Source organism: Stenotrophomonas sp. 22DLJC03, from assembly GCF_056861405.1.
On the sequence record NZ_JBSPUG010000005.1, the window covers coordinates 185,618 to 198,254 of the forward strand.

The window sequence follows — 12,637 nt, forward strand, 5'->3', positions numbered from 1 at the left end:
AGGGAGAATAGTCGCCACTATGTTGGCACTGGGGCGCAAGGTTATTCCGCTCCAAGGACTGTTCTAGGCCTCTGTGTATGCTCTCCACCCTGGCCAAAGAATTTCGTCGGAGGCACTGCCATCACAGATGCGGTTGATGGCAGACTCGGTGGGAGCGCTGATTTTTGACCAGATATTGTTGTCTATGTTGATTAGGTCATCAATCGAGCCGCTCTTGTACCTTAGCGACGAGCGAGGGCTCGTATGATTTAGTGATGAGCAGGGCGTCACTCAGATCGAACTTCGTGGCAAGCCCACTCAACCAGCCCCCTACAGGCAAGAAACAACCCATCCACAACCCCCTCATCCAAGTGCCGCTCCGGCTCCGCTGCGACTCGGCAGCGGTCCGCCGCGTGCAACAGCTCCAGCACCGTCAGCGCTCCCACCATCGCGCGCTCGCTCCTGGCCAGACTCACGCGGCGGCCTGGCGAGACATCGGTTTCTGGCCAAGGATGCCCATCAGCACCCTCGCAGCCGCGCATGCGCTTGAGGATGCCGAGCAGGGAGTTCAGGTCGGGCAGGGGAGTGTCGTCGTTGATGGGTTCAACAACGGTGTACGAAGAGATGGTGTCGGATTCGTTCATGGCGTCGGCTTCCGTGGCTGTGCTTAACAGCGCCACCGTGAAGAGGTGGCGGACGATGCGTGGCTGCAAACCGGGACGAAGCAACGAATGACCGGTGGGTCCGAAGACCCCCACGCACCGCCCGCCAGATAGGCCGACGGATTGCCCGCCGGCACCGGTTAAGGACGGTGCCGACGGGCAAGCGTAAACAACAGTCGTTGCTCATCGCGGGTTTGCAGACCCGGAGCCACCCGTTGTCGGTGGCACGCCATGGTGTTTACGCCGCCGCTTCGAATGCCAATAGAAATTCGCGAAGGAATCGCGGAATCCGAGAGCGAAGAACTATTGTTGCATGCGCCATACGTGCAGGCCGCGACGTCAGTAGACGCATTTGCGCAGCTGCTCTGCCGGTAGCGAATCAAAGTGGCGCAATCGCCCATGCCACAAGCGAATAGCGCGACGGCCTCCTTTGCAACAGTTCTTAGTCCGCCTCGCCAAGCAACGGCGCCCGATCAGCCGCACACTCCGAAGAACGGTTCAAAGGCGACACCTCCAGCGAAACTCGCGACTTCAACCAACGCCATCCTCAGCCGCGCTCGCATTCCCCACCAGCAACTCAATCATCGCCCGCGCCGCCGCCGACTGGCGCCGATGCGGCGCATAGATCACCGAGAACGGTCGCGACCGTCCCCGCAGCTGCGGCAGCACTTCCACCAACTGCCCGCGCTGCAATCGCTCTTGCACGATGAACGCATAGCTCTGGCAGATGCCGATGCCCTGTTCGGCCAGCGACACCACGCCCAGCACATCGTCGGAGGTCTCGATGGAAGAACGCGGCAGCCAGTCCACGTCGCGCGCGCCGTCGCGGAAGATCCAAGGCGCCAGCCGCCCGGTGCGTGGCATCACGAAGGGCAGGCACAGGTGCTGCTGCAGATCGTCCAGCGTCTGCGGCGTGCCGCGGCGCTGCAGGTAGTCCGGCGCGGCAACCAGCAGCAGCGGCGCGTCTTCCAGCTTGCGTGCCACCAGCCCGCTGTCCGGCAGCTGGCCCAGGCGGATGGCCAGGTCGAAGCCTTCGGCCACCAGGTCCACGTTGCGGTTGGTGATGTTCAGTTCCACCTGCACCTGCGGGTACTGCTGCGCAAAGCGCGCCAGCACGGGCGGCAGCCGGTAGTGGCCATAGGTGGTGGGCACGCTCATGCGCACGCGGCCGGCCAGCGCACCGTCCTGGGCCAGCACGTCGCGCTCGGCGTCGTCCAGCAGGCCGAAGGCGGTGCGTACCTGTTCCAGATAGAGCCGCCCGGCGTCGGTCAGGCCCACGCGGCGGGTGGTCCGCTGCAGCAGCTGGCGATCCAGCCGCGTTTCCAGGCGGGTGACCGCGCGGCTCAGCACCGAGGGCGTGGTGGACAGCGCCACCGCGCCGGCCGTGAACGAGCCGTGCTCGACCACCGCCAGGAACACCTCCACATCGCCCAGGTAGTCGAACTTGCGGCTCATTTGGCTCTCCGGGGAACAGATGTTTTGCGATGGGGCCAATTTATCGCCGCTGGAGCGATGAATAAAGTGGCGGCCATTCCCCGATAGGAGCTCCCCATGAACCTGATGACCCGGCTGGCCGCAGCGCTGGCCCTGACCCTGGCCGCCAGCGGCGCATATGCCGCCAACGTGCTGGTGGTGCTGTCCGACGAAAACCACCTGGACCTGAAGGACGGCAAGGTGCTGTCCACCGGCTTCTATCTCAACGAGTTGATGCAGCCGGTCAAGCTGCTGCTGGATGCGGGCCACGAGGTGACCTTCGCCACGCCGCAGGGGCGGGCGCCAACGGTGGATGTGTCCTCGGTGACGCCGGCGTACTTCGGCAACGATGCCGCGCAACTGACGCTGCATAAGGACCTGCTGGAGAAACTGGCGCTGACCTCGCCGACGGCTTCGCCGGTAGTCAGCCTGGCGCGCGTCGAGCAGCAGGGCTACGCGCGTTTCGATGCGGTCTACATTCCCGGTGGCCACGCGCCGATGCAGGACCTGCTGAAGAGCCCGGCGCTGGGCCGCTTGCTGGCCGACTTCCACCAGCGCAGCAAGACCACCGCGCTGGTCTGCCACGGGCCGATCGCGCTGCTGTCCACGCTGCCGGATGCTGAGGGTTTCGTGGCGAAGCTGGAAGCGGGTGCGATGCCGGCCACGCCGAAGTGGATCTACAGCGGCTACCAGATGACGGTGATCAGCAACCAGGAAGAAGAGCAGGCCAAGCCGCTGCTGGGCGGTGGCGAGATGAAGTTCTACCCGCAGACCGCGTTGCAGCGGGCGGGTGCGCGGTTCAGCAGCAATGCCACGCCGTGGACGAGGCATGTGGTGGTGGATCGTGAGCTGATTACCGGGCAGAACCCGGCTTCGGCGCTGGAGGTGGGGCAGCGGTTGGTGGAGCGGTTGAAGTAAGGCGGGATCTGCATCGCATGCGGTGCCGTGGCACCATGTTGGATCGGCCTCGTTCTTATCGGCGAGGCCGGTTACCCAGGGAAGCCATTCACTACGACATGCGAACGTCCGTCCTCTTCATTCTCTCCGCCTTGTGTCTGACCCTGTTGTCTGGCTGCGCCAGCGGGCCGGAGTATCACCATTACAGTCGCGAGATCACCAGCGCATTCGTGGCCGACGACGGCAAGCTGTACCTGCTGCCGGTCTATGACGAGCCGATGCGCTTCGATGCGGCGCCGTTCCGTGATTACCGCGCCTTGATGGACAGCCCGCTGCGCGAGGCCGTGGTGTGCGCGCAGATGTACATCCGTGAGGACTGGCGCGTTCCGGCCGACAGGACCAAGGTGCATGGCAGCTACGCGCTGCTGCTGCGGCCGGAGCAGGTGACGCCGGAACAGGCGGCGCAGTTCAAGCTGGAGCGGTTGGAGATCAGCCCGCGGGTGGCGAAGGCCATCGACGAGTTGACACACCGGCCGTACATCCTTGAAGCCCGGACCCGCTACGAACTGGCGGCCGACCCGGACTGCAATCTTTCCAGGAAGGGCGGCAGCTATTACAGCGCGCTGTTCGAGGGGGATGGCGAGCGGGTGCAATTGCCGGACGCTGCTGCGCTGGCCGCGAAGGCGAAGCTGCCGCAGTCGATTACTGCACGGGCTGAGCGGATCCAGCCGGAGGAGGCGGATAAGCCAGGGGCGGGTACGGCGGCCGGTAAGGTGCTGGGCGCGGCGCTGATACCTGTGGCGGTTCCGGTGTTTGTGTTGAGCCTGCCGTTCCTGGGGCCGGATCATTGGAAGTGATGGGGCGTTGAAGCCAGAGCATCCACGCGTGGCGTGGATCTACTGAAGCAATCGGGCGCGGGGTAGGGCAAAGCATCCACGCAACGCTGTAAGTTCGGTCAGCCCATACTGGCGGCGCGGATCTGGATATCGTGCTGGACGCGCTGGTCTTCCAGCTGCTGCTCAAGCTGGTTGGCGATGGCACGTTGCTGCGCTTCGCGGCTGACTGCATCGAACTGCTGCATTGACTCCTCAACCGAAGTCTGCGCGGCCAGCTCGGTCGGCATTGCAGCGCGCTGGTGTGCGGGATCGCTGGGCTCGCCCTGGACCACGAATAGCGTGTGACCGGCGGGCTTGTCTGCTGTGGCGTTACTCAGCAGCACGTGGTCGACGCGGTCCAGGTCGTTGTCCTTGGCCAGCACCAGCAGGCTGGCAGTCATGCGCTCGCTGGCTTCGTCGAAGGTGCGACCGTGCTTTGCATCCAGCGTCGCCACGCCTTCGCGTACCTGTTGGTAGAGGGCGTGATCGGGATGCTCCGGCTGGGTGGGTAGCAGGGGCGCGGGCGGTGCTTCGGGTTCTTGCTGGGCCGTTGCGCTTGGGGGGGGGTGCTACCGGTGCTACCGGTGCTTCCGCTGGAGGTGGCGTGTGAGGAGACTCGTGCTCAGAGACCTTGGATACGGCGTCTGTTACCAGCGTGGGTGCAGCGGGCTCGGCTGCTGCAAGGGTGGCTGGAACGTCTGACTCAAGCTGGATTGGCGCAGGCGTTGCTTCGGCCTCTTGGAGGCGAGCAGTAACCGGCGCGGCGTCAGCCACTTCGGCCTGGATCGACGGGGCCGGGGAGGGGGTGTGAGTCGCAACGGAGTCCTGCGTGGGAGCGGGACGGTCGACATTCGACGTAGATAGCGCACTCACTTCAGGCTGGGCGGAAGATCGATCAGCGGAGGGAATGCTGGGTGATGGCATAGGTGCAGCCGGCATCGGGCGCGCGGGAGGATCTGCCTCGGTATGCGCTTGCCGCTCGCTTGACTCTTTCGATGCCGGCGGCGTCACGACTGCGGTCGGCTCCGGTCGTGGTGCTTCACGGCGAGCCGGTTCCTGTACGGGTTCCGTATGATCCGATGGCATTGGAGCTGCAGGCGTAGAGGTGCGATGTTCCTGCGCCAGAGGCGGCGCGCTGTGCGGCAGTGCAGCCTGCCCATCGGTGCGCGCATCGATCACCGCTTGCGGGGTCAGACGCTCTTCGGTGTGTTCGCCGCGAACCTCAGCCACGGCAGCGGCGGCCACCTGCTGCGCCTGCGGTGCAGCGACACCCAGTCGATTGGCTTCCTGCATGGCCTGATCGTGGGCATCGCGCTCGTTGGCGGTCAATGCCTCGATACGACGTTCGTGGACACCGGGTACGGGCGCCTCCATCTGTTGGATGGCGCGGATCTGCGGGTAGGTGCTGTTCAGCTCGTCGCGGATGTTGCCCTCGGCCAGCGAATCGTAGATCCAGCCGTCATGCAGCCATTCGCCATCGCCCTGGTGCTGATAGGTACGCCCGTCGGAGGCGAGTACGTGATCGGGATGGTCCCGGGCCCAGATCACTTCGTCAGGAATGGTCCCATACCGGGACCACCCCTGTGCGGTGTAGGCCTCCTCGTACTGCTTGGCGAAGGCGGCTGAGCTTCGGGCGGCGTTGAAGGCCATGATGCCCTGTGCGGCCTCATCAAGCTGGGCAGCCTTGGTGGCGTCGGCAACTTCGACCGTGGTGTTCTTGATGCCGTGCTCGAGGACCTGATGGACGACCTCGCGCCGCCATTCGCCGTTCTCCGGGTTGCGCTCCCAGGAACGTGGAAGAACGCCGGGTGTATCGCTGGCGTCGCCGGCAATGCTGAAGGGATTGATCGGTTGATCAGGCTCGGACAGCCGCAGCCCGACGGCCCGGCTTGAGGCCTGGTAGTTCAGTTGCTGGGTCAATTCGGCATCGGCCGTGAGCAACGTGGTTGCGCCGTAGATCGGGCGATCCGCAAGGGTGCCGACGGTGCCTATGATTTCCCGTTCGCTGTGCGTCCAGCCCTTTTCAGGGTTCGCCGGATCAAACGTCCAGATCCGGCCGGTGCTGTCCGCCTGGTTGTTGATCTGGTACTTCTCGATCCATTCAACGACCTCGCTGGCTCCCCAAGCGCCGAACCCGGCGCCGATGATGCCGGTGACAATGGCGCCGGGGCCGGACTCGATGCCCAGCAGCGTACCCACCTTGGCGCCCACTGCTGCGCCGGTCCAGCCGCCGACACTGCGTGCACCGAAGTCCAGCAGCACGGCTTCCGCGCCCGTCTGGTTGTTGCGCGCGTACAGGTCGGCAATCTTTGTCCCTTCTGAGGCTGCTTCAACGACCGTCGCTGCGGCGCCACCGATGACGGCGCCCCGCACCATGTTTGGGCGGACGCGGATGGTGTGGTCGATGCCGCGCGCTTCCTGGATGTTGGGCGTTATGCCTTCAACAACCTTCAACGTTGCGCGCTCATCGAGAACGGCTGCCGCTGTTGGCGGACTGACCTTTTCGTTGAGTGGCAGGGTGTCCGTAAGTTCGGTGTGCCAACGGCCTTGTGCGCGCCAGCCATCGCGCAGTGCTTGGGTGATTCGAGGGTCTTTCAGGCGAGCTTCGCGTTCGGCTTCCAGAGCTGCGCCTGGTGGGCGGCTATCGCTATGACTGTCGTAGACCTGAGCGCCTTCGCGTCCGTAGAGTCGAATCTGGATGCCTGTTTCGGCCTGGACTTTGTCCAAATTTCCGGGCAACGCTTCGTAAACGTGTTTGCGCACATCTTCGGGGACGTAGCGGCCGAATCCGACCAAGTCCAAGTCAGACGTGAAACGTCTATCTACACCAAGCTCGCTCTCCAGCCGGTGTGCTACAACTCCCCGAACCTCGACTTCATAGCCCTTGGTTTGTAGATCTCTGATCAAGGCGACTGCGCTGTCACCATTGCCCAGCGTAGTATCGAGGATGAGGTTCTTGCGACCATCGACTGCTGAAGATCGTAGTTCCTTGGCCCATTGGCTGGCGTCGTCGTGAGTGTGACCTGCCCAAGAGTACGGATATTGCTTGCGCAGACTCCGAACGTACTCATGCTCATCACGTAGTGCGTCGGGATCGATAGTGATGACATCGTTGTGCAGTTCCCGCCGAACCTGACCCGCTAGGCCACCCTTGCCAGCCCCAGGTTGACCGGCGAGTATCACTGCCTGGGGATTTCCATATGACGTCCGGCTATCCAGGCCGCTCTTGGGAATGATCTGTTCCCATAGAATCTGCTGGTGCAACTCCGGCGAAAGAGGGTTAGCGGTGGAAGCCATCAGGTCCCTCTGAAGTTGACTTGAAAGTACTCCCACAAATCGTCAATTTCAGCCATGCCAATGTTTTTGGACCTGGCGAACGACATCAGTCGTTTTTTCTCATTGGCCTCAGCTATCGCCTTTGGATTGCCCGACGTCTCCGCAGCCTCGAGCTCATCGCTAGCTTCCATGATGAACGCCCCGAGAACCCCTTCCAAGGCCCAGATCGCGTCATCGAACGGCATCAGCGGAACTCTTCGCGATCGTTCAACCGATCGATTGAGAGCTGCCTGCAGTCTTTCGATATGCTCCGGATAGTCCTTGAGCATTTCGCGGAGCTTGGCTGGAACTGGAGGAGTGGCTTGAAGCATGGTCGACACCTATTCAGCGGTCTGACGCGTTTTCATGAGTATCTGTACTTGTAGTGGCGAGTTCAATGCCATCTGTCGCTGCCGACCATCGGAGGGCGCCGTTAGATGCCTCTTGAATGAAGGTCGAAGTACTTTCTGAGTTCTTCGAGCCTGAGCATGCCAATCCCGCCGGACCTGGCGAAGTACATGAGCCTCTCCTTTCCTTGCGCCTGGGCAATGGCCTCCGGGTCGCCTGACGCTTCTGCGGTTGCCAGTTCAGCTCGCGCTTCGGAGATAAAGCCACTGAGGTGGTCCTCCAGTAGCCAGACTGCGGATTCATAGGGCGGGATGGACTGGATTCTTCTGTCCTTTACCGAATCGAGAGCCTTCTGTAGCTGTTCGATGTGCTCCGGATAGTCCTTAAGCATTTCCCGGAGCTTCGCCGGAACAGGCGGGGAGGGGAAATCCATGGCTGCCACCTCTACCTCTTCGGAATATCCATGCGGATTCAAAGGTATCCGCATATTCTTGGGTGGGTCCAATGTCATTTGCGACATCGGTAGGGGCGTTGGCACCGTGGCCTTGAACACGGCACTGGATGATTCAAATATGCGGGCGCTGAGGCAGTGAATCCACGCGTGGCGTGGATCTACAGCTTGACTTGCCACCTGCCACACAGCTTGCCCGCCAATGCTCCCAGATCTTGGCATCGATGCCGGCCTTCATCGCAATGCCTTGCAGCTCCGCCCAGTTCCTCGGCGAAGGCGAGGCCAGCAGCCCACGCATGAAGGCCTGCATCTTCGCTTCGCCCACCTGCTTCTCCAACGAGAGCAACAGCAAGGGGGCATAGACGTAGCGATACATCTCGCCCAGATCCGAGTTGCCGTCGATGGCATCGAACGCGGGCAACGGCTTGTCCTGCTTGTCGATGACCGATTGCAGTCGCGCAATGTAGCGATCGGCCGCAGCATCGCCACTGATCTCGCGCAGCGCCTTGATCGACAGGAATTCGGCGGTGGATTCCAGCAGCACCCAGAAGTAGGGGCCCTGCGGACGGTTCAGCGTGCCGAAGTAGTAGTGGCCCATTTCGTGCGCGATGTACTGCACGCGCCGCTCGGCCTTCTCGCCGCCGGCCAGTAGCGAATCGGCCACGTTGCCGATGCTTCCGCTCATGGCGATGGTCGGCCAAGTGGCAAAGCCCCATTCGCTACCTTCGCGGTCGCGCTCGATCTGGTTGAGCGTGACCATGCGCAGGAAGGTGGGGCGGTCGGCCAGCGGCACGCCCATGTAGCGGCTGTGAACGTCGGCGATCTTCTGCACCGTGCTGGACAGTGCATCGACCTTCGCCGGGGGCAGGGTCTCGTTGAGGATCGTGACCTGCGCGGTGCGGGTGATGGGGCCGCTACCGCCGAAGAGGAGGATGGGCCGCGCGTTGTCGCTGCGGAATCGCCCCTGCGCGCCTTCGATGGCCGGGCTGCCGTTGATATACAGGAAGCGGCAACCGCTGCAGTCCACCTGCAGGTCGTAGCGGCTTTCGCTGCTGCGCACGCGGGCCCGGGGATCGAACGCCTGCGGCAGCCATGCGGACTGTTCGGTGAAGCGGGCGCTGTCGCCGTTGAAGGCCATCAGGCCTTTGAAGTCGGTCGGGGCATCGTGCCGGGCGTAGACCGGGAAGGCGCCCACGTACTGCACGCAGAGCGTGGCGGGTGGCTTGGCCACGGTGTACACGCGTGCTTCGCCATCCACGCCGGGGTCGTACCAGCCTTCGAAGTCCAGCGGCGCGCCATCGCCATCGGTGACCCGCGCGACATTCAGGCCAGCGTTGAGCACGAACGAGCCCATCGATTCGGCAGGGCGGGCGGACACGCAGACATCGCCCTCGACGCGGCCGCTGGCGATATCCAGCCGCACGCTGCCGGTGGTGAGTGGCGTCGCGTCCTGAGCAGGCGGCGCGGCCTGGCTGATGGCAGGGGCGAGCAGTGCGATCAGGGTGGCGGGCAGCAGGGCGTTGCAGGGCTTCATCGGGCCATCCTTGGGTGGATGGCGTTGACTATAGGGCCAACATCGATGGACGCGGAGAGTCTTCTGGTCACCCGGTCTTGTGGGGCTGGCGGAATGCCCTGGCATGGTGCAGGCATAATGCCAGCGGGGCGAACGGATGCCCGCGAACAGGAAGGACACCTGCGCCATGACGAACATGCCCACCCAGCTCACGACTGACTTCGATGGGGTGCTCGACCGTGGTGACATTGCCGAGGCGCGGCGGCTGCTCGCTCCGCTTCTTGCGCGTGGCTGTGCCGAAGCGTTGTTCCTTTCTTCTTCGATACCTGCTGGCGAGGACGACGCACGTGCCGAGGCTGAGAGCTTCGCGACCCTCACTCGGGCCGCAGAGAAGGGTTACATCCCGGCCATCTACTCGATGGGGCTGTGCCTGCTGATGGGTGACGGCGTTGAGCAGGACGCCACGCGGGCGGCCGCGCATTTTGAGCGGGCATCGGAGGCCGGGTATCCGTCGGCCATGTACGAGTTTGGCCTGGCGCTGTTCCATGGCAAGGGCGTGGCCAGGGACGTGCCACGTGCGGTGTACCTGATCCGCGCTTCGGCGCAGGGTGGGAATGAGTACGCCAGGGAGTTCCTGTTGGCGTATTCATTGGGCGTGGACGCGTAGGAGGTGGGTGCGGCGGCCGGTGAAGTTACACTGGCTGCCTACGCCCGATGGAAGCTTGCCCATGTTCAGTGGAAAGGTTGCGGTGGTTACCGGCTCCACCAGCGGTATCGGTCTTGGCATTGCCACCGCACTGGCGCGGCAGGGTGCCGACGTCGTGCTGAATGGCTTTGGCGATGCAGCGGAGATCGAACGTATCCGTACCAACTTGGAAACCGAGTTCGGCGTACGGGTGGCGCATGATGGCGCAGACCTTTCCCGTGGCGAGGCAGTGCGCGAAATGATCGCCCACGCCGTTGCGACGATGGGCCGCATCGACATCCTGGTGAACAATGCCGGCATCCAGCACACCGCGTCGATCGAGGAATTTCCCGTAGAGAAGTGGGATGCGATCCTCGCGCTGAATCTCTCGGCGGTGTTCCATGCAACGGCGGCCGCCTTGCCCCATATGAAGCAGCAGGGCGCCGGCCGCATCATCAACATTGCGTCGGTACATGGGCTGGTGGGCTCGGTGAACAAGTCGGCCTATGTGGCGGCCAAGCATGGTGTGGTGGGGTTCACCAAGGTGACCGCGCTGGAGAACGCGGGCACCGGCATCACCGCCAATGCGATCTGCCCGGGCTGGGTGCGGACGGCGCTGGTCGAGCGGCAGATCACCGCGTTGGCCGAGCGCGAAGGCACGGATCAGGAATCCGCCGCGCGCGCGCTGCTGGCTGAGAAGCAGCCTTCGTTGCAGTTCGTGACGCACGAGCAGCTGGGCGAGATGGTGGTGTTCCTGGCCTCGGACGCTGCGGCGCAGATTACCGGCACGGCGCTGCCGGTGGACGGGGGCTGGACGGCGCGCTAACTGGCGGGCTGTGCCCGTCGTTGCAGCATCGGCAGCGCCACCAGCGTGGCGAGAATGGTGAACAGCACCAACGACGAACCCACCGTGCTGAAGCCCAAGCCGCCCTTTTCCAGTGGCTTGGTGAGCAGGTCGCCGAAGGTGGCACCGAACGGGCGGGTGAGCACGAAGGCGATCCAGAACAGGATGACCCGGTTGATGCCCTTGATGCGGGTGGCCAGTGCGGTGAGCGCGATGAGGCTGCCGATCAATAGCGCGCCGCCGGTGAAGCCGAGCCCGGAATCGTCGGCGAGGAAATCGCCCAGGGCGGTGCCGAGCGTGTTGGAGAACAGCACGGCGGTCCAGTAGAAACCTTCGGCGCGGCGCGATGCGATGTTGCTGACCGAGATCGACTTTTCCGACAGGCGCCACGCCAACAGCACCAGCGCCAGGCAGCCGGCCAGCAGGCTGGCGCCGGTGGCGTAGCCCAGGCCGAGCGTGCGGTCGAGCAGGTCGGACAGGGTGGTGCCGGCGGTGCTGGTGGCCAACACCACCGACCAGAACAGCACGGGGTGAAAGCGCCGCGCCGACAGCTGCACGGCCAGCAGGCCGGCGAAGACCGTGAGCAGGATGGCCGAGCTGGCCACGTAGCCCAGGTTGAGCGTCATCGACAGCAGATCGCCAGCGGTCTCGCCGAGGGTGGTGGCGGCGATCTTCATCACCCAGAAGCCGAGGGTGACCGCGGCCACTTTGCTGTGCAGGGAATCTGCGTCTGAAGCACTCATCGAGGGTCGTCTGGGGAGCCTGCGGGTGATGCTGTGGCGGGCGGCGTCGGAGTGCAGTCGGAACCGGGTTCGGTGAGGGTGAGCGTAGGGCGGCGTTCAGCCGGCGCTGGTCAGTCGATATCATAGACAATCGTGTAAGCGATTCATCCGTACAGAATCACCGCTTCAGGAGTCAAGGATGTCCGACGTATCGCTAAGGTCCAGCATAATTGTTGCAGTTGTTTCTTCCGTGCTCAGCTCTGTCCTGACTCTGGGGGGCGGTCTGATGCTGCAATCGTACATATCAGAGAAGAGCGAAGCTGAAAGATTCGCTGAAGGCGCCCAGCTTACCTTCCAGGAAACGGTAGTTCTCCTCAATGAAGGCTACTTGGCCCTGAAGCAGCTGCAATGGGCGACGGACGGAAAGGGATGGGAGGAAGTGAAAGACGGTCCTTGGCTGGATTACATGGAGTTCAACCGCCAATGGAATCAGAAGTTGATTGCCCATTACTTTAAGATTGAGCGCTACTTTGGAACTGGTGCAGCAAAGAAGCTGGTTGATCTCAGTGGTGCGTCTGATTCGAATGTGCTGGCGGCCGATACCGAAAGCTATAACTTCAGGGATCATGCGGATGCTATCGAGTACTCAATTCGGCGCGCTGCGATAAGCAGGATGGTCTTCGACAAGGAAGGCGCGAAAATTCTGCAAGTTGAGCTAATTGATCATCTTGAAGATGATCGTCAGAATAGAGAGGAAATGTCGGGTCTGATGGGGGCGTACCAGAAGAACGTGGTTGACTACAGCCGTGGATTGGATGGAACTCTCGATCAGTTGGGTGTCAAACGCGTTGTAGCCAAAGCGCATCAGTAGGC

The 12,637-nt window shown here is 63.1% G+C and carries 13 protein-coding genes; 5 read left to right on the plus strand and 8 right to left on the minus strand.

Annotated elements, in window-relative coordinates; genetic code table 11:
• Positions 1–266: 266 nt before the first annotated feature.
• Both AC13GA_RS17330 and AC13GA_RS17335 read right to left on the minus strand, forming a co-directional pair.
• Entirely contained in the window at positions 267–623 is a 357-nt protein-coding gene (locus AC13GA_RS17330) for a hypothetical protein (RefSeq protein WP_482998614.1), read from the minus strand.
• A gap of 549 nt (positions 624–1,172) precedes the next feature.
• The gene (locus AC13GA_RS17335) at positions 1,173–2,096 is read right to left on the minus strand and encodes a LysR family transcriptional regulator (RefSeq protein ID WP_482998615.1); all 924 of its coding nucleotides are present in this window, start codon (positions 2,094–2,096) and stop codon (positions 1,173–1,175) included.
• Between the two features lie 96 nt (positions 2,097–2,192).
• Here AC13GA_RS17335 and AC13GA_RS17340 point away from each other — a divergent pair, with 96 nt between their 5' ends.
• Both AC13GA_RS17340 and AC13GA_RS17345 read left to right on the plus strand, forming a co-directional pair.
• A complete protein-coding gene (locus AC13GA_RS17340; RefSeq protein WP_482998616.1) occupies positions 2,193–3,032 on the plus strand; it encodes a type 1 glutamine amidotransferase domain-containing protein in 840 nt (279 codons plus the stop codon).
• A 98-nt stretch (positions 3,033–3,130) separates the two neighbouring features.
• Entirely contained in the window at positions 3,131–3,868 is a 738-nt protein-coding gene (locus AC13GA_RS17345) for a hypothetical protein (RefSeq protein WP_482998617.1), read from the plus strand.
• Positions 3,869–3,966: 98 nt separating this feature from the next.
• Here the strand turns inward: AC13GA_RS17345 and AC13GA_RS17350 are convergent, their stop codons facing one another.
• From AC13GA_RS17350 to AC13GA_RS17370, 5 genes are all read right to left on the minus strand, one after another.
• Positions 3,967–4,332 carry an XVIPCD domain-containing protein gene (locus AC13GA_RS17350; protein ID WP_482998680.1) on the minus strand — a complete coding sequence of 122 codons (366 nt, stop codon included), beginning with the start codon at positions 4,330–4,332 and terminating at the stop codon, positions 3,967–3,969.
• Entirely contained in the window at positions 4,217–7,183 is a 2,967-nt protein-coding gene (locus AC13GA_RS17355) for a zeta toxin family protein (RefSeq protein ID WP_482998618.1), read from the minus strand. The genes AC13GA_RS17350 and AC13GA_RS17355 overlap by 116 nt, the downstream gene beginning before the upstream one ends.
• On the minus strand, positions 7,183–7,533 hold the full coding sequence (locus AC13GA_RS17360; RefSeq protein WP_482998619.1) for a hypothetical protein: 351 nt from the start codon (positions 7,531–7,533) through the stop codon (positions 7,183–7,185). The genes AC13GA_RS17355 and AC13GA_RS17360 overlap by 1 nt, the downstream gene beginning before the upstream one ends.
• A gap of 101 nt (positions 7,534–7,634) precedes the next feature.
• Entirely contained in the window at positions 7,635–7,982 is a 348-nt protein-coding gene (locus tag AC13GA_RS17365) for a hypothetical protein (RefSeq protein WP_482998620.1), read from the minus strand.
• Positions 7,983–8,115: 133 nt separating this feature from the next.
• Positions 8,116–9,534: a M1 aminopeptidase family protein gene (locus tag AC13GA_RS17370; RefSeq protein WP_482998621.1), complete on the minus strand. Its 1,419-nt coding sequence runs from the start codon at positions 9,532–9,534 to the stop codon at positions 8,116–8,118.
• Positions 9,535–9,700: 166 nt separating this feature from the next.
• On the opposite strand from AC13GA_RS17370, the gene AC13GA_RS17375 reads away from it, so the two are divergent.
• Both AC13GA_RS17375 and AC13GA_RS17380 read left to right on the plus strand, forming a co-directional pair.
• Positions 9,701–10,180 carry a tetratricopeptide repeat protein gene (locus AC13GA_RS17375; RefSeq protein WP_482998622.1) on the plus strand — a complete coding sequence of 160 codons (480 nt, stop codon included), beginning with the start codon at positions 9,701–9,703 and terminating at the stop codon, positions 10,178–10,180.
• Positions 10,181–10,241: 61 nt separating this feature from the next.
• Complete coding sequence (locus AC13GA_RS17380; RefSeq protein ID WP_482998623.1) at positions 10,242–11,024, plus strand: 3-hydroxybutyrate dehydrogenase; 783 nt, start codon at positions 10,242–10,244, stop codon at positions 11,022–11,024.
• On the opposite strand, the gene AC13GA_RS17385 is transcribed toward AC13GA_RS17380, so the two are convergent.
• Positions 11,021–11,785 (minus strand): COG4705 family protein, encoded by a 765-nt coding sequence (locus AC13GA_RS17385; protein ID WP_482998624.1) that lies wholly within the window; start codon positions 11,783–11,785, stop codon positions 11,021–11,023. The genes AC13GA_RS17380 and AC13GA_RS17385 overlap by 4 nt on opposite strands.
• 178 nt (positions 11,786–11,963) lie before the next feature.
• Here AC13GA_RS17385 and AC13GA_RS17390 point away from each other — a divergent pair, with 178 nt between their 5' ends.
• Positions 11,964–12,635: a hypothetical protein gene (locus tag AC13GA_RS17390; protein ID WP_482998625.1), complete on the plus strand. Its 672-nt coding sequence runs from the start codon at positions 11,964–11,966 to the stop codon at positions 12,633–12,635.
• The last annotated feature ends 2 nt before the right edge of the window (positions 12,636–12,637 follow it).

Excerpts from the sequence above, each read along its gene's own strand:
- AC13GA_RS17330 (WP_482998614.1), bottom strand. The coding sequence starts at position 623 with ATGAACGAATCCGACACCATCTCTTCGTACACCGTTGTTGAACCCATC.
- AC13GA_RS17335 (WP_482998615.1), bottom strand. The coding sequence starts at position 2,096 with ATGAGCCGCAAGTTCGACTACCTGGGCGATGTGGAGGTGTTCCTGGCG.
- AC13GA_RS17340 (WP_482998616.1), top strand. The coding sequence starts at position 2,193 with ATGAACCTGATGACCCGGCTGGCCGCAGCGCTGGCCCTGACCCTGGCC.
- AC13GA_RS17345 (WP_482998617.1), top strand. The coding sequence starts at position 3,131 with ATGCGAACGTCCGTCCTCTTCATTCTCTCCGCCTTGTGTCTGACCCTG.
- AC13GA_RS17355 (WP_482998618.1), bottom strand. The coding sequence starts at position 7,183 with ATGGCTTCCACCGCTAACCCTCTTTCGCCGGAGTTGCACCAGCAGATT.
- AC13GA_RS17360 (WP_482998619.1), bottom strand. The coding sequence starts at position 7,533 with ATGCTTCAAGCCACTCCTCCAGTTCCAGCCAAGCTCCGCGAAATGCTC.
- AC13GA_RS17365 (WP_482998620.1), bottom strand. The coding sequence starts at position 7,982 with ATGGATTTCCCCTCCCCGCCTGTTCCGGCGAAGCTCCGGGAAATGCTT.
- AC13GA_RS17370 (WP_482998621.1), bottom strand. The coding sequence starts at position 9,534 with ATGAAGCCCTGCAACGCCCTGCTGCCCGCCACCCTGATCGCACTGCTC.
- AC13GA_RS17375 (WP_482998622.1), top strand. The coding sequence starts at position 9,701 with ATGACGAACATGCCCACCCAGCTCACGACTGACTTCGATGGGGTGCTC.
- AC13GA_RS17380 (WP_482998623.1), top strand. The coding sequence starts at position 10,242 with ATGTTCAGTGGAAAGGTTGCGGTGGTTACCGGCTCCACCAGCGGTATC.
- AC13GA_RS17385 (WP_482998624.1), bottom strand. The coding sequence starts at position 11,785 with ATGAGTGCTTCAGACGCAGATTCCCTGCACAGCAAAGTGGCCGCGGTC.
- AC13GA_RS17390 (WP_482998625.1), top strand. The coding sequence starts at position 11,964 with ATGTCCGACGTATCGCTAAGGTCCAGCATAATTGTTGCAGTTGTTTCT.